This is a genomic window from Stenotrophomonas sp. YJH_SMC_27 (assembly GCF_059369815.1).
This window is the reverse complement of record NZ_JCAFTA010000015.1, coordinates 39316-57656: the sequence shown is the minus strand read 5'-3', so window position 1 is coordinate 57656 and position 18341 is coordinate 39316. Positions and strand designations below refer to the sequence as shown.

Annotated in this window: 19 protein-coding genes; 13 read left to right on the top strand and 6 right to left on the bottom strand. The window is 66.8% G+C overall.

Annotation, left to right across the window (positions count from 1 at the left end; translation table 11 throughout):
• The first annotated feature begins 86 nt into the window (after nucleotides 1-86).
• The 3 genes from ispG (at nucleotide 87) to AC5P7R_RS18750 (ending at nucleotide 2930) form a co-directional block, all read left to right on the top strand.
• Complete coding sequence (gene ispG / locus AC5P7R_RS18760; protein WP_019661189.1) at nucleotides 87-1352, top strand: flavodoxin-dependent (E)-4-hydroxy-3-methylbut-2-enyl-diphosphate synthase; 1266 nt, start codon at nucleotides 87-89, stop codon at nucleotides 1350-1352.
• Nucleotides 1333-2082 carry a phosphatase PAP2 family protein gene (locus tag AC5P7R_RS18755; RefSeq protein WP_058980273.1) on the top strand — a complete coding sequence of 250 codons (750 nt, stop codon included), beginning with the start codon at nucleotides 1333-1335 and terminating at the stop codon, nucleotides 2080-2082. The genes ispG and AC5P7R_RS18755 overlap by 20 nt, the downstream gene beginning before the upstream one ends.
• A 200-nt stretch (nucleotides 2083-2282) precedes the next feature.
• Nucleotides 2283-2930: a response regulator gene (locus AC5P7R_RS18750; protein WP_004153112.1), complete on the top strand. Its 648-nt coding sequence runs from the start codon at nucleotides 2283-2285 to the stop codon at nucleotides 2928-2930.
• 330 nt (nucleotides 2931-3260) lie between these two features.
• Here AC5P7R_RS18750 and eda read toward each other — a convergent pair whose 3' ends face one another.
• From eda to zwf, 5 genes are all read right to left on the bottom strand, one after another.
• On the bottom strand, nucleotides 3261-3920 hold the full coding sequence (gene eda / locus AC5P7R_RS18745) for a bifunctional 4-hydroxy-2-oxoglutarate aldolase/2-dehydro-3-deoxy-phosphogluconate aldolase (protein ID WP_134730658.1): 660 nt from the start codon (nucleotides 3918-3920) through the stop codon (nucleotides 3261-3263).
• Between the two features lie 290 nt (nucleotides 3921-4210).
• The gene (edd, locus tag AC5P7R_RS18740; RefSeq protein WP_021202019.1) at nucleotides 4211-6127 is read right to left on the bottom strand and encodes a phosphogluconate dehydratase; all 1917 of its coding nucleotides are present in this window, start codon (nucleotides 6125-6127) and stop codon (nucleotides 4211-4213) included.
• 58 nt (nucleotides 6128-6185) lie between these two features.
• Nucleotides 6186-6908 carry a 6-phosphogluconolactonase gene (gene pgl, locus AC5P7R_RS18735; protein ID WP_058980277.1) on the bottom strand — a complete coding sequence of 241 codons (723 nt, stop codon included), beginning with the start codon at nucleotides 6906-6908 and terminating at the stop codon, nucleotides 6186-6188.
• Nucleotides 6905-7912: a glucokinase gene (gene glk, locus AC5P7R_RS18730; protein ID WP_019661196.1), complete on the bottom strand. Its 1008-nt coding sequence runs from the start codon at nucleotides 7910-7912 to the stop codon at nucleotides 6905-6907. Before glk ends, pgl begins: the two co-directional genes overlap by 4 nt.
• Complete coding sequence (gene zwf / locus AC5P7R_RS18725; RefSeq protein WP_019661197.1) at nucleotides 7909-9345, bottom strand: glucose-6-phosphate dehydrogenase; 1437 nt, start codon at nucleotides 9343-9345, stop codon at nucleotides 7909-7911. Before zwf ends, glk begins: the two co-directional genes overlap by 4 nt.
• 352 nt (nucleotides 9346-9697) lie before the next feature.
• Between zwf and AC5P7R_RS18720 the strand changes: the two genes are divergently transcribed.
• Entirely contained in the window at nucleotides 9698-10780 is a 1083-nt protein-coding gene (locus AC5P7R_RS18720) for an ABC transporter ATP-binding protein (RefSeq protein WP_019661198.1), read from the top strand.
• Nucleotides 10781-10939: 159 nt separating this feature from the next.
• Here AC5P7R_RS18720 and ygfZ read toward each other — a convergent pair whose 3' ends face one another.
• Nucleotides 10940-11815, bottom strand: a complete 876-nt coding sequence (gene ygfZ / locus AC5P7R_RS18715) for a CAF17-like 4Fe-4S cluster assembly/insertion protein YgfZ (protein ID WP_134730656.1) — start codon at nucleotides 11813-11815, stop codon at nucleotides 10940-10942.
• 39 nt (nucleotides 11816-11854) lie between these two features.
• On the opposite strand from ygfZ, the gene AC5P7R_RS18710 reads away from it, so the two are divergent.
• From AC5P7R_RS18710 to lolD, 9 genes are all read left to right on the top strand, one after another.
• A complete protein-coding gene (locus AC5P7R_RS18710) occupies nucleotides 11855-12025 on the top strand; it encodes a DUF1674 domain-containing protein (RefSeq protein ID WP_074901279.1) in 171 nt (56 codons plus the stop codon).
• Between the two features lie 56 nt (nucleotides 12026-12081).
• Nucleotides 12082-12474, top strand: a complete 393-nt coding sequence (sdhC, locus tag AC5P7R_RS18705; RefSeq protein WP_005416132.1) for a succinate dehydrogenase, cytochrome b556 subunit — start codon at nucleotides 12082-12084, stop codon at nucleotides 12472-12474.
• Nucleotides 12471-12857, top strand: coding sequence for a succinate dehydrogenase, hydrophobic membrane anchor protein (gene sdhD, locus AC5P7R_RS18700; protein ID WP_005409077.1), 387 nt, complete (start codon nucleotides 12471-12473; stop codon nucleotides 12855-12857). Before sdhC ends, sdhD begins: the two co-directional genes overlap by 4 nt.
• 31 nt (nucleotides 12858-12888) lie before the next feature.
• A complete protein-coding gene (gene sdhA, locus AC5P7R_RS18695; protein ID WP_014036803.1) occupies nucleotides 12889-14679 on the top strand; it encodes a succinate dehydrogenase flavoprotein subunit in 1791 nt (596 codons plus the stop codon).
• A 66-nt stretch (nucleotides 14680-14745) separates the two neighbouring features.
• The gene (locus AC5P7R_RS18690) at nucleotides 14746-15531 is read left to right on the top strand and encodes a succinate dehydrogenase iron-sulfur subunit (RefSeq protein ID WP_005409079.1); all 786 of its coding nucleotides are present in this window, start codon (nucleotides 14746-14748) and stop codon (nucleotides 15529-15531) included.
• Nucleotides 15532-15629: 98 nt separating this feature from the next.
• A complete protein-coding gene (locus AC5P7R_RS18685; protein WP_019661201.1) occupies nucleotides 15630-15878 on the top strand; it encodes an FAD assembly factor SdhE in 249 nt (82 codons plus the stop codon).
• Complete coding sequence (locus tag AC5P7R_RS18680; protein WP_021202023.1) at nucleotides 15829-16278, top strand: hypothetical protein; 450 nt, start codon at nucleotides 15829-15831, stop codon at nucleotides 16276-16278. Before AC5P7R_RS18685 ends, AC5P7R_RS18680 begins: the two co-directional genes overlap by 50 nt.
• Before the next feature lie 23 nt (nucleotides 16279-16301).
• Entirely contained in the window at nucleotides 16302-17543 is a 1242-nt protein-coding gene (locus AC5P7R_RS18675) for a lipoprotein-releasing ABC transporter permease subunit (protein ID WP_019661203.1), read from the top strand.
• A complete protein-coding gene (gene lolD, locus AC5P7R_RS18670; RefSeq protein ID WP_019661204.1) occupies nucleotides 17536-18249 on the top strand; it encodes a lipoprotein-releasing ABC transporter ATP-binding protein LolD in 714 nt (237 codons plus the stop codon). The genes AC5P7R_RS18675 and lolD overlap by 8 nt, the downstream gene beginning before the upstream one ends.
• The last annotated feature ends 92 nt before the right edge of the window (nucleotides 18250-18341 follow it).

Genomic DNA, 18341 nt, shown 5'->3' with positions numbered 1-18341 from the left:
CGCGTGCCTGCGACAATCGGCCGCAGCCGTGCCGCCGGCTGAATGCGAGTCACCCCGAATGCGGGAGCGGGCGGTAGAATGCGCCCATGCACGACGCCGTGACCCGCCCTACGCCTCCCTCCGATGCCACCTCCTGGCCCCGCCGCCAGACCCATGCCGTGCAGATCGGCGGGGTCACCGTAGGCGGAGGCAAGCCGGTAGTGGTGCAGTCGATGACCAACACCGACACCTCCGACGTGGCTTCCAGCGTCAAGCAGGTGGCCGAGTTGTGGCGCGCGGGTTCGGAAATGGTGCGGTTGACCGTCAACACCGTGGAAGCGGCTGCGGCGATCCCGCGCATCGTCGACAAGCTGGCGATGATGGGTATCGACGTGCCGCTGATCGGTGACTTCCATTACAACGGCCACCAGCTGCTGACCGCCGAACCGGCGTGTGCCGAAGCGCTGGCAAAGTACCGCATCAACCCCGGCAACGTCGGCTTCGGCAAGAAGAAGGACCTGCAGTTCGCGCAGTTGATCGAGTTTGCGATCCGCTACAACAAGCCGGTGCGCATCGGCGCCAACTGGGGCTCGCTGGACCAGGCCCTGGCGGCGAAGCTGATGGACGAGAACAGCCTGCGCGAACAGCCCTGGGATGCCGGCCGCGTGCTGCGCGAAGCGCTGATCCGCTCGGCCCTGGATTCGGCCGAGCAGGCGGTGGAACTCGGCCTGCCGCGCGACCGCATCGTGCTGTCGGCCAAGGTCAGCGGCGTGCAGGAGCTGATCGCGGTATACCGCGACCTGGCCCAGCGCTCGGATTTCGCCCTGCACCTGGGCCTGACCGAAGCCGGTATCGGCAGCAAGGGCATCGTCGCGTCGGCGGCGGCGCTGGGCGTGCTGCTGCAGGAAGGCATCGGTGACACCATCCGCATCTCGCTGACCCCGGAACCGGGCCAGTCGCGCACGCAGGAAGTGATCGTCGCCCAGGAACTGCTGCAGACCACCGGCCAACGCGCCTTCACGCCGCTGGTCACGGCCTGCCCGGGCTGCGGCCGCACCACCTCGGAGTTCTTCCAGGAGCTGGCCAAGGTCGTGCAGAACCACGTGCGCGAGAAGATGCCGCTGTGGAAGATCCACCACCCGGGGGCGGAGAACATGACCCTGGCGGTGATGGGCTGCATCGTGAACGGGCCGGGCGAGTCGCGCCATGCCAACATCGGCATCTCGCTGCCGGGCACGGGCGAAACACCCGCAGCGCCGGTGTTTGTCGATGGCGAGAAGAAGGTGACCCTGCGCGGCGACAACATCGCCCAGGAGTTCGTCGCCCTGATCGACGACTACGTCGAACACACGTATGTCCGAAGCGCCGGATAAGCCTGCGATCCTCGCTGCACCGGAGTCCGCCTCCGGTTTCCGCCACTGGATGGCGCGCAATGCCTGGCGCCTGGTCCTGCTGTTCGGCGGCGTGCTGCTGCCGCTGGCTGGCTTCGTCGCCCTGGCGGACGAGGTGCACGAGTTTGAATCGTTCCATTTCGACGCGCCGCTGCTGTGGCAGATGCATGGCCTGCACTCGCCACTGCTGGACCGCTTCTTCGTGCTCATTTCCAAACTGGGCTATGAGTGGTTCCTGATCCCGGCCGACGTGCTGATCATCGGCGTGCTGCTGGGCTACCGGCGCTGGCGCGAGGCCACCTTCGTGGCGGTCAGTTTCGTCGGCTCGGCGCTGCTGAACATGGGCAGCAAGCACTTCTTCCAGCGCCAGCGCCCCAGCCTGTGGGAATCGATCGCGCCGGAATCGACGTTCAGCTTTCCCAGCGGCCACGCGATGGGCTCGATGACCCTGGCGGTGACCCTGGTACTGCTGGCCTGGAACACCCGCTGGCGCTGGCCGGTGCTGCTGCTGGCACCGGCATTCAGCCTGCTGGTCAGCGTCTCCCGGGTCTATCTGGGGGTGCATTACCCCTCCGATATCCTGGCCGGATGGTGTGCCGCGCTGGTTTGGGTGGTAGGGTGCTATCTGGTCATGTTCAGTCGCCGGCACCCTTGGCGGCATCATGGCACGCGGCCAGCGAAGGCCAGCGAAGCATCATCACAGGGGGATTGACGTGGATGCCCCGCGCGGGACGTCTACGTGATAGATCAGTTGTTTCGTTGCAGCAGGTTCTGCAAGACAGGGGGCAAGCACAACGCGCGGTACTGTGATGCGCAAGGCAGATTGCCGGGGCCGCATTCCGAACGCGCTTGCAGGGTATCGGCACCCTGCCTAGCTTGACCTGCAATGGCCGCATTCGAAGAGGTACGTGAATGACGATTCGAGTCTACCTGGTGGATGACCACGCGCTGGTCCGCACCGGGATGAAGATGATTCTGTCGGGGGAAACCGACATCGAGGTGGTGGGCGAAGCCGAGACCGGCGAAGACGCGCTGCGTGAAGTCCGCCAGCTGCTGCCGGATGTGGTGCTGTGTGACCTGCACCTGCCGGGTGTGAGCGGCATGGAAGTGACCGAGCGCATCGTGCGCAGCCACCGCAACACCCGCGTAGTGATCGTGTCGGTGCTGGAAGATGGCCCGCTGCCGAAGCGGCTGCTCGAAGCCGGCGCGGCCGGATATATCGGCAAGGGTTGTGATGCGCAGGAACTGCTGCGCGCGGTGCGTGACGTGGCAGGTGGGCGCCGCTACCTGGGCACCAGCATCGCGCAGAATCTGGCACTGTCGACGGTGGAAGGCAACGGTTCGCCGTTCGACAGCCTGTCGCCGCGCGAGCTGGAAGTGGCGTTGCTGCTGACCCAGGGCCTGCGCCAGGAAGATATCGCGCGGCGGCTGAGCCTGAGTGCGAAGACGGTGAACACGCACAAGGCGCGGCTGTTCGAGAAGATGGGGATCCACGACAACATCGCGCTGGCGCGGATGGCCAGCCAGTACGGGTTGGTGGATCCGGCGCGGCCGCTGTAACGGGTTTCGGCCAACGGCTGAGCCCCTTGCGGTGTGCGGCAGGATTCGTGGGGTTGGCCCTGCGGAGGGATTGCGCAGGGGACGCCGTGAATCCATCCCTGGAGGCTCGGTCGCGCCATCCATGGCGCTCGCGCCCCTGCGCAATCCCTCCGCAGGGCCAAGGACGGTTTTCGTGCGCCGCCACCGCGGAATGAAGAAGGAAGAGCGGGAGCGGGTCGCGCGCTGCGCGCGCTCTGGATGCTGGTCCTGTAGAGCTGAGCCATGCTCGGCTGCTTTCCATTCCGCTGGCGTGGAGCCGAGCGTGGGCTCGGCTCTACAGCTGCGTTGGGCTCAGTGGCCGCGAACGCGCTTGATGATCTTCGCGGCGTCGGCGGCGCTGGCGCGCACCTTGTCCCATTCGCCGTTGGCAATCCAGTTGCCCGGCACCATCCACGAACCGCCGATGCAGACCACGTTTTTCTGCTCGAGGTATTCGGCGGCGGTGTTTTCGGTGATGCCGCCGGTCGGGCACAGCTTCAGGTCCGCCACCGGGCCGGCCAGTCCCTTGATCATCGCCAGCCCGCCCACGGCCGTGGCCGGGAACAGCTTGCACACGCGGAAGCCGCGGGCGTAGAGCGACAGCAGCTCGGTCGGCGTGGCCGCACCCGGCACCACCGGCAGCGGCGCAGCAGCCAGTGCATCGGCCAGCGCTGGCGGCGTGCCCGGGGTCACCAGGAAGTCCGCGCCCGCATCGATCGACTGCTGCATCTGCTCCACGGTCAGCACCGTGCCTGCACCCACCACCACATCGGGCAGCTCGCGCTTGAGCATCGCCAACGCTTCCATCGCCACCGGCGTACGCAGCGTCAGCTCGATCGCCGGCAAACCACCGTCCAGCAGCGCCGCACTGACCGCCCGCGCCTGGTCCAGCGTATGAACCGTCACCACCGGCAGGATGCCCGCCGCATGCAACAGCTCCGCCGCCTTCACCTGATGTTGTTCGATACCCATAGCTCTGCTTCTGCCTTTGCTGTCGAATTTGATTTCAATGATCACTTCGCGGCATTGATGCGCCGGAGAGTGTCAGAAGGGCGCGGTCAGCCCCAGCCGGGACCGTAAGCGGCATGGATGCCGCGACCGAGCCCCCATGGGTGAGGGCGCTTTGCTTGCGAAGCACCGCTTTGCAAGCGCCCGAACGCCCAACCGCCAGCGGTTGGGCCGGTCCCGTAGGGGGGTTTACGGCGTGTCCCGGCCAGGGCGCTCTACTGCCCAAGCCGGGAAGCCTGCCGCGGCTTTTCGCTTCAGGCGTCTTTCGCCTCATGCGGCGCTGCCGCCGCCGCGGCATCATGCCCCAGCTCGTACTCCGCGTCGTACTCCCACGGCCCGCCATCGGCCGCCGCCGGACCGCACGAAATCGACATCGCTCCCTGGTCGGCCGGGCCCACCACGCGACGGTTGACCGCGAACAGATTGCGGCCCAGGTCATGCGCGGCCGGCGCAGTGTTCGGAGCCAGCGGACGCGCCGCCCATTCGGCCGGGTCCACCAGCACCTCCAGCGTGCCGGCCTCGCCGTCCAGCCGGATCATGTCGCCTTCGCGAACCTTCGCCAGCGGGCCGCCGCGCGCCGCTTCCGGCGTCACGTGGATCGCCGCCGGAATCTTGCCCGAGGCGCCGGACAGGCGGCCGTCGGTGACCAGCGCCACGCGTCGGCCCTGGTTCTGCAACAGGCCCAGCAGCGGCGCCAGCGAATGCAGTTCCGGCATGCCGTTCGCACGCGGGCCCTGGTAACGCACCACCGCCACGAAATGCTCGGGCAGCAGGCCACCGGCGTGCAGCTTGTTCAGCACCTGCGGTGCATCGACCACCACGGCCGGTGCTTCGATCGTGCGGTACTGCGGCTTCACCGCCGACAGCTTGATCAGCGACTTGCCCAGGTTGCCGCGCAGCAGGCGCAGGCCACCCTGGTGTTCGAACGGATTGTCGACGCCACGCACCACCTCGTCATCGGCGCTGCGTTCCAGGCCCGGCAGATAAACCAGTTGGCCGTCGCGCAGCTGGGGTTCGCGGGCGTAGTCGGCCATGCCGCCACGGGCCACGCTGACCAGGTCGCCATGCATCAGGCCGGCCTTGATCAGCTCGCCGAACACGAACGCCGGGCCACCGGCGGCGGCGAAGCGGTTCACGTCGGCCTCGCCGTTCGGGTAGACGCGGGCCAGCAGCGGAATCAGCTGCGACAGCTCGTCGAAGTCGTCCCAGGTCAGCACGATGCCGGCCGCACGCGCCACCGCGATCCAGTGGATGGTGTGGTTGGTCGAACCGCCGGTGGCCATCAGCGCGATGACCGCGTTGATGATCGCGCGCTCGTCGATGATCCGGCCCAGCGGACGGAAGTCATCGCCCAGCGCAGTGATGTCCAGTGCACGTTCGGTCGCTTCGCGGGTAAGAGCGTCGCGCAGCGGGGTGCCCGGATTGACGAACGACGCGCCCGGCAGCTGCACGCCCATCGCTTCCAGCAACACCTGGTTGGAGTTGGCCGTGCCGTAGAAGGTGCAGGTGCCGGCGCCGTGGTAGGAGGCCGACTCGGCTTCCAGCAGTTCTTCACGGGTGGCTTCGCCGGCGGCATAGCGCTCGCGAACTTCCGCCTTCTGCTTGTTGGGTATGCCCGGGGTCATCGGGCCGGCCGGCACGAACACCGCCGGCAGGTGGCCGAAGGCCAGTGCGCCGATCAGCAGCCCCGGCACGATCTTGTCGCAGACACCAAGGTAGACGGTGGTATCGAACATGTCGTGGCTGAGCCCGATCGCCGTCGCCTGCGCAATCACATCGCGCGAGAACAGCGACAGCTCCATGCCACCACGGCCCTGGGTGACGCCGTCGCACATCGCCGGCACACCGCCGGCCACCTGCGCGGTGGCGCCCAGCTCGCGGGCGATCTGGCGGATCTGCTCGGGATAGGTCTCGAACGGCTGGTGCGCCGACAGCATGTCGTTGTAGGCGGTGATGATGCCAAGGTTCGGTGTCACCCCACCGCGCAGGCGGCTCTTGTCGGTACCGCCGCAGGCGGCGAACCCATGGGCGAGGTTGCCGCAGCTCAGGCGGCTGCGGAACGGGCCCTCGCGCAGGGAGGCGTCGATCGCGGCCAGATAGGCGGCGCGCGAGGCCGCGCTGCGGCGGATGACGCGCTCAGTGATGGCTTGCAGTTGCGGATGGAGGCTCATTGGCTACCGGCGTTCGTGGTGGCGAGAGGCAAGCGGCGGCGTGGCGCCGCCGCCGACATCAATCAGCCCAGTGGACGCGCAGGCGCGCGCCTTCCAGGTTGATTGCATTGAGGATCGGGTACTGCTGGGGGTCATTGCTGTCCAGTGCCTGGCGCAGTACCTGCAGCTTCTGCTTGCCGCGCAGCAGCAGCAGACGCTGGCGGCACTGGCGCAGGCCGTGCGGGGTCAGGGTGATGCGCAGCGGCCACTGGTTCGCGCCCGGGCAGCCGGTGGCATCCAGTGCCGCATAGGGCAGGGTGCTTTCCAGTGCACGGGCCAGGTCCTTCGAACCCGGGAACAGCGAGGCGGTGTGGCCATCGTTGCCCATGCCCAGTGCCACCAGGCTGGGTGGCTGGCTGTGCTGGGCCTGCAGGTTGGCGGTGTAGACGCACTCCGTCAGCGGCTTGCCGATCCGCACCAGCGGATCGAAGTGCGCACCCTCGGCACGCTTGAGCAGGTGCTCGCGCACCAGCCAGGCGTTGCTGTCGCGATCCTGCGGCGACAGCCACCGCTCATCGGCCAGGCTCACTTCCACCCGGTCCCAATGCACGTCCAGTTCGGCCAGTGCCTGGTATACCGGCGCCGGCGTGGTGCCACCGGAGAGCAGGATGCGGGCCCGGCCCACCTCATTGATGTCGTGGTTGAGGGTCTGCGCCATTTCGGCGGCCACCGCCTCGATCCAGCCATCGGCGTCGCCGTGCTGAATGAACTCGATGCGGTCGTCGTGGAAGGTGGGGCTCATGCGGCAACTCCTGGTGCGTCACGTTCGGCGTCGGCAGCATAGGCGGCAGCGCCCAGCAGTCCGGCGTGGGGATGCATCACGGCAAGCGATGGCACCCTCGCCATGATCGAAGAGAACCGCCCCTTGTGTTCGAAGCGCTGGCGGAAGCCGGAGTGCTGCAGTGAATCGAGCATCTTCGGGGTCAGGCCGCCCGTCAGGAACACGCCGTCCCAGGCGCCCTGGGTCAGTACCAGATCGCCGGCGATGGCGCCGAACACCGCGCAGAACACGTCCACGGTGCGCATTGCCTGCGGATCACCGTGCAGGGCACGCGCGGTCACGTCTACCGGCTGCAGCTGGCCGGGGTCGATGCCGGCCATCTCGCACACGGCGCGATGGATGTTGACCAGCCCGGGTCCGCAGATCAGGCGTTCGTTGGAGACGCGGCCGAACTGCTCGGAGAGGATTTCCAGGATGCGGATTTCCTCCGGTGTGCCCGGTGGGAAACTGACATGACCGCCTTCGGTTTCCAGCGGATAGCAGCGGCCGTGGCGCATGATCAGGCCACCGACGCCGAGCCCGGTACCGGGCCCGATCACCGCGTAGTTGCGCGGCTGTCCCGGCTTGCCCGGTACCCAGGCGGCGCCGCCGACCTGGACGACGTCCTCGGGCTGCAGCAGCGAAATCGCCATCGCCTGTGCGGCGAAGTCGTTGATCAGGTGCAGCTCGTCGAACCCCAGCATCGCGGCCGTGCGGCTGCGCGAGATCACCCACGGATGATTGGTGATGCGCGCCTCGTCACCGTCGACGCGGCCGGCCACTGCGAACACGCCGCGGCTGGCCGCAGCGCCGATCTGCTCCAGGTGGTGGCGCGCGGCATCACCCAGCGACGGGAATTCCGCCACCGCGTACTCGCGGATGCTCTCCTTGAGCAGCGGCGCGTCCTGCGAGGTGTCGGCCAGGGCGAAGCGGGCATTGGTGCCGCCGATGTCGGCAACCAGCACCGGCTGCGAGATGGCACTCATGCCGAGGCCCCGCTGTCCGGCGCGTCCACGCCCTGCGGCAGGAACTCGCCTGCATTGCTCGGGCCCCACTGGCCAGCAGGATACGGTTCCAGCGGCAGCTTGGCCTCCTTCCAGGCGTCGGCAACGCTGTCGATCCAGGCCCACGCTGCGCGCACTTCGTCGTCGCGCACGAACAGCGTGTGGTTGCCGTTGAAGGCATCCAGGAACAGGCGTTCGTAGGCGATGCGGCGGTGCAGGCCGGTCGGCACCGACAGTTCCAGTTCCAGCGGATGCAGTTCCAGGGCACCCCATTCCGGGCCGGCCAGGCTGCTCATCAGGCCCAGTTCGATGTTTTCCTGCGGCTGCAGCTGGAACACCAGGCGGTTCGGCGCGGCCTGCGCGCGCTGCGGGCGCTCGAACAGCCAGTGGGTGACCGGCTTCAGCGTGACCACCACGCGGGTGGTGCGCTCTGGCAGGCGCTTGCCGGTGACCAGGTGGAACGGCACGCCGCTCCAGCGCCAGTTGTCGATATGCGCGGTGACACCGGCGAAGGTTTCCACGTCGCTGCCTTCCGGCGGCTGGTAGGCCTGGGCCGGCTGGCCATTGATGGTGCCGGCGGTGTAGCGGCCACGGATGCTGTCACGCGCGGCGTGCCTGGCATCGAGCGGGCGCAGGGCGCGCAGCACCTTGACCTTCTCGTCGCGGATGCGATCGGCTTCCAGCGATGCCGGCGGTTCCATCGCCACCATGCACAGCAGCTGCAGGATGTGGCTCTGCACCATGTCCCGCAGCGCGCCGGAGCGGGCGTAGTAGGCGTCACGGCCGTCCACGCCTTCGCTCTCGGCCACCAGGATGTGCACCGATTCGATGTAGTTGCGGTTCCACACCGCTTCCAGCAGCGTGTTGCCGAAGCGCAGCGCGATCAGGTTCTGCACTGCCGCCTTGCCCAGATAGTGGTCGAGGCGGAACACGCGGTCCTCGTCGATCCACTGGCCGATGGTGCTGATGATTTCCTCGGCGCTCTCGCTGTCGCTGCCGATCGGCTTCTCCAGCATCAGGCGTGCCGGCGCGGCGAGGGCGCCGCCCTTTGCCAGGCCTTCGCAGGTGGAGATGTACAGGCCCGGCGGAATGGCCAGGTAGCTGACACACTTGCGGTGCACCAGGTCGGAGACGGCGGCGGCAACCGAGTCGACATCGCGCAGGTCCACCGAACGGTAGTCGATGCGGCGCAGCAGGGCAGCGATGTCGTCCTGCGTGGCCATCGGCATGGCCTGCTGCAGGCGCGGCCGGAGGATGTCATGGAAAGCTTCGGTGTCATGCCCGGACAGGGCCAGTGCGCGGATGCGGAAGTCCTCCGGCAGCAGGCCGTCGCCAAGCAGGCGAAGCAGCGAAGGGAACAGGTAGCGCTGGGCCAGATCACCTGTGGCACCGAACAGGAAGAGGGTGTCGTGCATCGCTCGAGTTTCAGATCCGGGTGACATCGTTGTCAATCGCTTCATGGCTGGGTTCGGGGGACATCCGCGCAACTGCCTGTCCGAGGTTCGTCAGGGGCGTTCTACCGTACTGCGGAAGACCGTTCCATTCGAAACCACTACCTCGGCGGAACCTTCGTTCAACCGCCGACGCAGATCGGTGCGCACCGATCATCGGATAGTGCCACGTGAAAACGTTTACATGGCAGAATGGGCAACTGTATTCGATTGCAGTGCTCGCCGTCATGCGGCAGGCGCGCAATCATCACTGCCATCGGGAGGGCCGAGGCAGTCCCAAAAGACAGCCCGGCTTCGGGCGGACCGGATAGGTGATATGGCAAAAGTGCAGTTGCAGGGTGTGCGCAAGGTCTATGACAACGGCCAGGTCGCGGTGAAGGACGCCACCTTCGAGGTCGCCGATGGCGAGCTGATGGTGCTGGTCGGACCGTCCGGCTGTGGCAAGTCGACCCTGTTGCGGATGGTGGCCGGCCTTGAAGAGATCAGCGGTGGCACGCTGACCATTGGTGATCGCGTGGTCAACGACGTGGCGCCGAAGGATCGCGACATCGCCATGGTGTTCCAGAGCTACGCGTTGTACCCGCACATGACCGTGGCCGAGAACCTGGCCTTCGGCCTGAAGCTGCGCGGGCATGACAAGGCGACCATCGACAAGCGCATTGCCGAGGCGGCGCAGACGCTGGGCCTGACCGAGATGATGGACAAGCTGCCCAAGGCGATGTCCGGTGGCCAGCGTCAGCGCGTGGCACTGGGCCGGGCGCTGGTGCGCGAGCCGGCGGTGTTCCTGCTCGACGAGCCGCTGTCCAACCTCGACGCCAAGCTGCGTCACAGCGTGCGTACCGAGATTGCGCAGCTGCACCGGAAGCTGGGCACCACCATGATCTACGTGACGCACGACCAGGTTGAAGCGATGACCCTGGGTCAGCGCATCGTGGTGCTGAAGGACGGCATCATCCAGCAGATCGATACGCCGATGGCGCTGTACGACCGCCCGGCCAACCTGTTCGTGGCTGGTTTCCTCGGCAGCCCGGCGATGAACGTGCTGCGTGGCACGCTGCAGGGCGATGCCGGTGGCGTGACCGTGGTCGACGGCCAGTGGCGTGCACCGCTGGGCCAGGCCACGATCGATCCGGCATGGCTGCAGAAACCGATCGCGGTGGGCGTGCGCCCGGAGCACCTGCAACCGGCTGCTGCCGATGATGCGCACGCGTTCATCGCGCGCATTGAGGGCATCGAACCGGTCGGCAACGAGATCTTCGTCAACCTCAGCAGTGGCCAGCATGCGCTGACCATGCGCGTGGCACCGCAGGCGTTGCCTGCGGTGGGCGATGACATCCGCGTGGCGATCCACCCGCAGGGCCTGCATTTCTTCAACGCAGAGAGCGGCGAGCGCCTGTAACGGGTAGCGCCGGCCGCTGGCCGGCAACCTCAACCCTGCATGGTTGCCGGCCAGCGGCCGGCACTACCATTCCTTCACCGAAGGCGTGCGGACCAACGGTCCGCACCCACCGGGTCGGTCAGTAGATCCACGCCATGCGTGGATGAGGGCGCGTCAGATTCAGCGCGCCAATCCATCCAGCAGCGGCACGCGCTGCGCAATGGCATCACCCACCTGCAGCTCGGCGTCGCCAGCCTCCAGTGGCAGCACCGCCAGCGCCAGCTCGCCGGCCACGCTGGCGATTGTGCCCAGCGTCGCGCCGTCCTGCTGCACGCCATCGCCGGCACGTGCGGGTGCCGCGGTATGCAGCAGCTGCACCGCGCGCTTGGCCTTGCCGAGGAAATGGGTGCGGGCGACGATTTCCTGGCCGGGGTAGCAGCCCTTCTTCACGCTGTAGCCATTCAGGCGGTCCAGGCCCAGCTGCTGCGGGGTCCACACTTCGCGCTGGCTCTCTTCCAGCCGTGGCAGGCCGTAGCGCAGGTCGGCCTGGCGCCAGGCCAGGGCAAAAGCAGTCTCATCGGCTTCAGAACTGGCGGCGAACGCTTCGGCGCTGCCGATGCGCAGGGTGCGCGGCAGTGCATCGCTGCCCAGGTCCAGCTCCCAACCCTCATCTGCGGCCTGCGCAATCGCCGCGCCGCTGGCGGCCTCGGGCGCGGTGAAGGCGCCGGCCGCTGCCAGATCGCTGCGCACCTGTACCTTCACCTTGCGACGGAACACGAAGCGCTGCAGTTGCGACGCAATCGCATCGGCATCGCCGTCGGCCAGCACCAGCATCACGTGATCGTCGGCCAGCCGGAGCAGCTGGAACACCGCCAGGGTGCGGCCCTTGGCACTCAGCCAGGCACTCCACTGCCAGTGCAACAGGGGCAGGGCGGTGACATCGCTGCTGAACTGGGCGTGGGCGAAGGCGGCCGCATCCGGGCCCTGCAGGCTCAGCAGCTGGTGGCCGGGCAGGCGCGGATATCCGACGAAAGCAGGGGGCAGGTTGTCAGGCACGTGAACGAGGTCTAAAATTTGTGCGTTGCGAGACCGAACATGATAGGCCAAACAACCCCCACTCCCGACGACGAAACTGAAGCCCCGCTGGTCCCTGCGGCACCCGTGCCCGTGGAGCAGGAAAAGGCAGAAGAATTCGGCGGCCGCGGCGGACTTGATCCGGTGCGGTATGGCGATTGGGAGAAAAACGGACGCTGCATCGATTTCTGATCAGCATTGAGCCAACGCGGCCGCGTGCCGCCCAGCCGAGACAACGAGCCCAGCGAATGGCGACCAGACAACGCCCACTTTCCCCGCACCTTCAGGTGTATCGCTGGCAGATTCAGATGGCCACCTCGATCCTGCATCGAGCCACCGGCATCTTTCTGTCTGTTGGTGCCCTCATCATCGCTGCCGGCCTGCTGGCCCTGATGATGGGGCCCGAGTCCTGGAACTGCTTCACCGGCCATGCCGGGGCCTGGTATGGCCGCGTGTTCCTGTTCGCGTGGACATGGTCGTTCGCCTATCACCTGTGCAATGGCATCCGCCACGTGGTGCAGGACTTTGCCATCGGCTTCAGCATCCCGGCCTTCATCCGCAGCAGCTGGCTGTCGGTCATCGGCAGCCTGGTGATCACCCTGCTGGTGTGGGCCTATGTGATGTTCGGAGGTGCCGCGTGAGCAAGTTCCGTACCCCGTTGAAGAACGTGCGCGGCCTGGGCTCGGCCAAGACCGGCACCGAGCACTTCGTGCACCAGCGCCTGACCGCCGCCGCACTGGTGGTGCTGGGCATCTGGTTCCTGGTCTTCGTGCTGGGCCTGCTCGGCTCGGACTACGCGACCGCCGCCGCCGCCGTGGCCAAGCCGTGGAACGCGGTGCCGCTGATCGGCCTGCTGATCGCCATGTTCTGGCACGCGCAGCTCGGCATGCAGGTCGTGCTGGAAGACTACATCCACGAATCGCTGCTGGCCCTGGTGCTGCAGACCGCGGTGAAGTTCGTCGCCGTGCTCGGCATGATCGTCAGTGTGTTTGCGGTGGGCCGCATCGCCCTCGGCGTTGCCTGAGCCCAGGCACCTACACAGGAATCCAGATTAGATGTCCGCTTACAAGATCACCGAACACAAGTACGACATGGTCGTGGTCGGCGCCGGCGGTGCCGGCCTGCGCGCCACGTTCGGCCTGGCCGCCAAGGGCCTGCAGACCGTGTGCCTGACCAAGGTCTTCCCGACCCGTTCGCACACCGTTGCCGCCCAAGGCGGTATTTCGGCCGCGCTCGGCAACATGGGCGAGGACGACTGGCGCTACCACTTCTTCGACACCATCAAGGGGTCGGACTGGCTGGGTGACCAGGACGCCATCGAGTACATGTGCCGTGAGGCCATCCCGGCCATCATCGAACTTGAACACTACGGCGTGCCGTTCTCGCGCACCGCCGAAGGCAAGATCTACCAGCGTCCGTTCGGTGGCATGACCACCAAGTACGGCGAAGGCCCGGCGGCGCAGCGTACCTGCGCGGCGGCCGACCGTACCGGCCACGCGATGCTGCACACCCTGTACCAGCAGTCGCTGAAGCACGATGCGCGCTTCATGATCGAGTACTTCGCGCTCGACCTGATCTTCGACGACGAAGGCGCCTGCCGCGGCGTGCTGGCCCTGGACATGTCCGATGGCACGCTGCACCTGTTCCGCGCCCAGGGCGTGGTGCTGGCCACCGGCGGCTACGGCCGTGCCTACTTCAGCGCCACCTCGGCGCACACCTGCACCGGCGACGGTGGCGGCCTGGCCATGCGTGCCGGCATCGCCATGCAGGACATGGAGTTCGTGCAGTTCCACCCGACCGGCATCTACGGCGCCGGCTGCCTGATCACCGAGGGTGTCCGCGGTGAAGGCGGCATCCTGCGCAACAGCAGCGGCGAGCGCTTCATGGAGCGCTATGCACCGCACTACAAGGATCTGGCCTCGCGCGACGTGGTCAGCCGTTCGATGACCATCGAGATCCGCGAAGGCCGCGGCGTCGGCGAGCACAAGGACCACATCCTGCTCGACCTGACCCATCTCGGCCCGGGCGTGATCGACGAGAAGCTGCCGGGCATCGCCGAGAGCGCCCGCATCTTCGCCGGCGTCGACGTGCACAAGCAGCCGATCCCGGTCATTCCGACCGTGCACTACAACATGGGCGGCATCCCGACCAACTACCACGGTGAAGTGGTGCAGAAGGTCGGCGACAACGACAACGCCGTGGTGCCGGGCCTGTACGCCATCGGCGAAGCGGCCTGCGTCTCCGTGCACGGCGCCAACCGCCTGGGCTCGAACTCGCTGCTCGACCTGGTGGTGTTCGGCCGTGCGGTGGCCAACCGCTGCGCCGAGACCATCAAGCCGGGCGCCGCGCACAAGCCGCTGCCGGCCGATGCCTGCGACAAGGCGCTGGGCCTGCTGGACAAGCTGCGCCACGCCAACGGCGATACCCCGACCTCGGTCATCCGCGACCGCATGCAGCGCACCATGCAGGCCGACGCGGCGGTCTTCCGCACCAGCCAGACGCTGAAGGAAGGCTGCGAGAAGATGGACAAGATCTTCGACTCGTTCCAGGACGTGAAGGTCTCCGACCGCTCGCTGGTCTGGAACTCGGACCTGATCGAGACCTATGAGCTGAACAACCTGCTGCTCAACGCGGTGGCGACGATCAACTCGGCCGAACAGCGCAAGGAAAGCCGTGGTGCGCATGCGCACGAGGACTATCCGGACCGCGACGACGTCAACTGGCAGAAGCACACCCTGGTCAGCGTCGACGAGAAGGGCAAGTGCAGCTTCGACTACCGTCCGGTGCACATGTACACGTTGACCGACGACGTGTCCGTGGTGCCGCCGAAGCCGCGCGTGTACTGATTCGACCCCGCCTACCATGCAATCCGCGCCCACGGGCGCGGGCCGCCTGAGCCAACGAGAGCAGCCATGGCCGAGTTTTCACTCCCCAAGAATTCCAAGATCACGAAGGGCAAGCACTTCCCCGTCAAGAACGGCGGCAAGAATGTGCGCACCTTCAAGATCTACCGCTGGAGTCCGGACGACGACAGCAACCCGCGCACCGATACCTATGAGGTCGATCTGGATGCCTGTGGCCCGATGGTCCTGGACGCCCTGATCAAGATCAAGAACGAGATCGACCCGACCCTGACCTTCCGCCGCTCGTGCCGCGAAGGCATCTGTGGTTCGTGCGCGATGAACATCGACGGCACCAACACCCTGGCCTGCACCCGAGCCATCTCGGACTGCGGCAAGAAGGAAGTGCCGATCTACCCGTTGCCGCACATGAACGTGGTCAAGGATCTGGTTCCGGACCTGACCCACTTCTACGCGCAGTACGCCTCGATCAAGCCGTGGATCCGCACCCAGACCCCGGCACCGCCGGACCGCGAGCGCCTGCAGTCGCCGGAAGACCGCAAGAAGCTGGACGGCCTGTACGAGTGCATCCTGTGCGCCTGCTGCTCGACCAGCTGCCCGAGCTACTGGTGGAACGGCGAGCGTTACCTGGGCCCGGCAATCCTGCTGCAGGCCTACCGCTGGATCATCGACTCGCGCGATGAGGACACCGGTGCGCGCCTGGACGATCTGGAAGATCCGTTCAAGCTGTACCGCTGCCACACCATCATGAACTGCGCCCGCACCTGCCCGAAGGGCCTGAACCCGGCGCTGGCCATCGCCGAGATCAAGAAGCTGATGATGGAACGCCGCGCCTGATCAGGCCTGGCTGTACCCGGTAGAGCCACGCCATGCGTGGCTGCACCACCTCAGTAGAGCCACGCCATGCGTGGCTTTGCTGTATCTGGAGAAGCACGATGGAAGAAGACGTTCTGCTGAAGAAGCTGCGCTGGCGCTGCCGCCGCGGCATGCGTGAGCTGGATCAGCTGTTCGAGCGCTATCTCGACCACGAATGGCGCACTGCGCCGACCGAAGAGCGCGAGGTTTTCCTGTTCCTGCTCGACTGCGAGGACGATAAGTTGTGGCGCTGGTTCATGGGCTACGAGGCCTGTCCGCATGCGCACGCGATCCCCCTCATGCAGAAGATCCTCACCCTCAAGCCTTGAGTGGCGCCCTTCGAGGCTGCAGGCCGCCGCTCAGTTGGCGGTGCTGCTGGCCGCGCCCTGGCTGTTGCGCGCCTCGGATCTGCCTGCGCGGCTGCTGATGCCCGCGCTGCTGCTGGCCTGGGGCGTCGGCTTGGCCGAACTGGCCTGGCGCCAGCGCAGGCCACGCGTACAGGTGCTTCTTGCGCCGCTTCCCGAACCACTGCAGGTGGCCGGGCAGGACGTTGATACGCCACGGCTGGTGGTGCGTGGCCCATGGTTGTTGTTGCTGTGGTGTGAGGATCGGCGCCGCCGGCGCCTGCTGTTCTGGCCCGATGTGCTCGATTCCGGGCAGCGACGTGAACTGCGACTGGCCGTGGCCGCACGCGGCGTTTCCCGTCGGCCCCGGTCAATGGCACCATAAGCTGAATTGACTGGCGTGCCTGCATGTTCAAACCCATTCCCGTGGCGATCGGCCTGCGCTACCTGCGTGCCAAGCGCCGCAACGGCTTCATCTCCTTCATCTCGATGGCATCGATCCTGGGCATCGCGCTCGGCGTTACGGTGCTGATCACCACCTTGGCCGTCATGAGCGGTTTCCAGAAGGAAATCCGCAGCCGTCTGCTGCAGATGACCGCGCACACCACCATCAGCCGCGACGGCGAACCGATGCCGGACTGGATGCGGGTGGTCGACGTGGCCAGGAAAGACCCGCGTGTGGCCGGCGCCGCACCGTACATCGAGATCCAGTCGATGATCAGCGGCCCGCGCGTGCAGGGCGCGATTATCCAGGGCATCGATCCGGCGCTGGAGCCGAACGTCTCGGTGATCGACAAGAAGATCACCAAGGGCAGCTATGACAGCCTCAAGCCGGGCAGCTTCAACCTGCTGCTGGGCAAGGAGCTGGCGATCTGGCTGGGCGTGGACGTTGGTGACCAGGTGCTGGTGACCTTTGCCGAAGTGCAGGGCACGCCGGCCGGCGCGGTGCCGCGGATGAAACGCTTCACCGTCAGTGGCCTCTTCGAGGCCGGCTACAACGAGGTCGATCGCGGCGTCGGCTTCGCCAACATGCAGGACCTGGAGCGCGTGCTGCGCAGCGACGGTGCCACCGGCGTGCGCCTGAAACTGCACGACATGGACCGCTCGCTGGAGGTGGGCGTGGATCTTGCGCAGAACCTCGGTGGCGCCTACCGCGTAAGCGACTGGACCCAGCAGAATGCCAACCTCTACCACTCACTGCGCATGGAAAAGGTGGTGATGGGCATCCTGCTGTCGCTGATCATCGCCATGGGTGCGTTCAACCTGGTGTCTTCGCAGGTGATGCTGGTGACCGACAAGCAGGCCGACATCGCCATCCTGCGCACCCTCGGCCTGACCCCGGGTGGCGTGATGCAGGTGTTCATGGTGCAGGGTTCGCTGATCGGCATCTTCGGTACGCTGGCTGGCCTGATCGGCGGCATCACCCTGACCCTCAACCTGGAACGCATCCTCGGCGCCATCGAGAGCGTGTTCAACGTCAAGCTGCTGCCGGAGGATGTGTACTACATCACCGGCCTGCCGACCGACATGCAGACGGGCGACGTGGTGGCGATCACCGTGGTCGCGCTGCTGATGAGCTTCCTGGCCACCCTGTATCCCGCCTGGCGGGCAGCACGCACCCAGCCGGCGGAGGCCCTGCGTTATGAATAAGGTCTTCAACCGCGGCGACGAAGTGATCCGTGCCGAAGCACTGGGCAAGACCTACGCTGAAGGGCGCATGCAGACCCCGGTGTTCGATGGGCTGGACCTGACCGTGACCGCCGGCGAAACGGTGGCGATCATCGGTGCCTCCGGCGCCGGCAAGAGCACGCTGTTGCACCTGCTGGGTGGCCTGGACATTCCCACTGCCGGTGAGGTCTATGTGACCGGCCAGCGCATGTCGGCGCTGTCGGACACCGCGCGCGGCCTGCTGCGCAACCAGGCGCTGGGCTTCGTCTACCAGTTCCATCACCTGCTGCCGGAGTTCACCGCGCTGGAAAACGTGATGATGCCGGTGCTGCTGGCTGGCACCGCGGTGGCCGAAGCGAGCAGCCGCGCCACCATGCTGCTGGAAGCGGTCGGCCTCGGCCATCGCCTGGACCACAAGCCGGGCGAGCTGTCCGGCGGCGAGCGGCAGCGTGCTGCGGTGGCGCGGGCACTGGTCAATCACCCAGCCTGCGTGCTGGGCGACGAGCCTACCGGCAACCTGGATGACCGCACGGCGGCAACGGTGTTCGAGCTGATGCTTGAACTCAACCGCGCGCGCCATACCAGCCTGGTGCTGGTGACCCATGACCGCAGCCTGGCGCGTCGCCTGGACCGGGTGCTGGAACTGCGGGAAGGGCGCCTGCACGCACTGGCCCACGCCGACGTCTGAGGCGCTGGGCCCGCTTTGGTGCAAGCCGACCTGGGTCGGCTGCTCCTTCAGGGCGAGCGCCAAGCAAGGTTGGCGTCTACCGTGGTCCGGCC

Coding starts and splice junctions, on each gene's coding strand:
- ispG (WP_019661189.1), top strand. CDS start 87: ATGCACGACGCCGTGACCCGCCCTACGCCTCCCTCCGATGCCACCTCC.
- AC5P7R_RS18755 (WP_058980273.1), top strand. CDS start 1,333: ATGTCCGAAGCGCCGGATAAGCCTGCGATCCTCGCTGCACCGGAGTCC.
- AC5P7R_RS18750 (WP_004153112.1), top strand. CDS start 2,283: ATGACGATTCGAGTCTACCTGGTGGATGACCACGCGCTGGTCCGCACC.
- eda (WP_134730658.1), bottom strand. CDS start 3,920: ATGGGTATCGAACAACATCAGGTGAAGGCGGCGGAGCTGTTGCATGCG.
- edd (WP_021202019.1), bottom strand. CDS start 6,127: ATGAGCCTCCATCCGCAACTGCAAGCCATCACTGAGCGCGTCATCCGC.
- pgl (WP_058980277.1), bottom strand. CDS start 6,908: ATGAGCCCCACCTTCCACGACGACCGCATCGAGTTCATTCAGCACGGC.
- glk (WP_019661196.1), bottom strand. CDS start 7,912: ATGAGTGCCATCTCGCAGCCGGTGCTGGTTGCCGACATCGGCGGCACC.
- zwf (WP_019661197.1), bottom strand. CDS start 9,345: ATGCACGACACCCTCTTCCTGTTCGGTGCCACAGGTGATCTGGCCCAG.
- AC5P7R_RS18720 (WP_019661198.1), top strand. CDS start 9,698: ATGGCAAAAGTGCAGTTGCAGGGTGTGCGCAAGGTCTATGACAACGGC.
- AC5P7R_RS18710 (WP_074901279.1), top strand. CDS start 11,855: ATGATAGGCCAAACAACCCCCACTCCCGACGACGAAACTGAAGCCCCG.
- sdhC (WP_005416132.1), top strand. CDS start 12,082: ATGGCGACCAGACAACGCCCACTTTCCCCGCACCTTCAGGTGTATCGC.
- sdhA (WP_014036803.1), top strand. CDS start 12,889: ATGTCCGCTTACAAGATCACCGAACACAAGTACGACATGGTCGTGGTC.
- AC5P7R_RS18690 (WP_005409079.1), top strand. CDS start 14,746: ATGGCCGAGTTTTCACTCCCCAAGAATTCCAAGATCACGAAGGGCAAG.
- AC5P7R_RS18685 (WP_019661201.1), top strand. CDS start 15,630: ATGGAAGAAGACGTTCTGCTGAAGAAGCTGCGCTGGCGCTGCCGCCGC.
- AC5P7R_RS18680 (WP_021202023.1), top strand. CDS start 15,829: ATGCGCACGCGATCCCCCTCATGCAGAAGATCCTCACCCTCAAGCCTT.
- AC5P7R_RS18675 (WP_019661203.1), top strand. CDS start 16,302: ATGTTCAAACCCATTCCCGTGGCGATCGGCCTGCGCTACCTGCGTGCC.
- lolD (WP_019661204.1), top strand. CDS start 17,536: ATGAATAAGGTCTTCAACCGCGGCGACGAAGTGATCCGTGCCGAAGCA.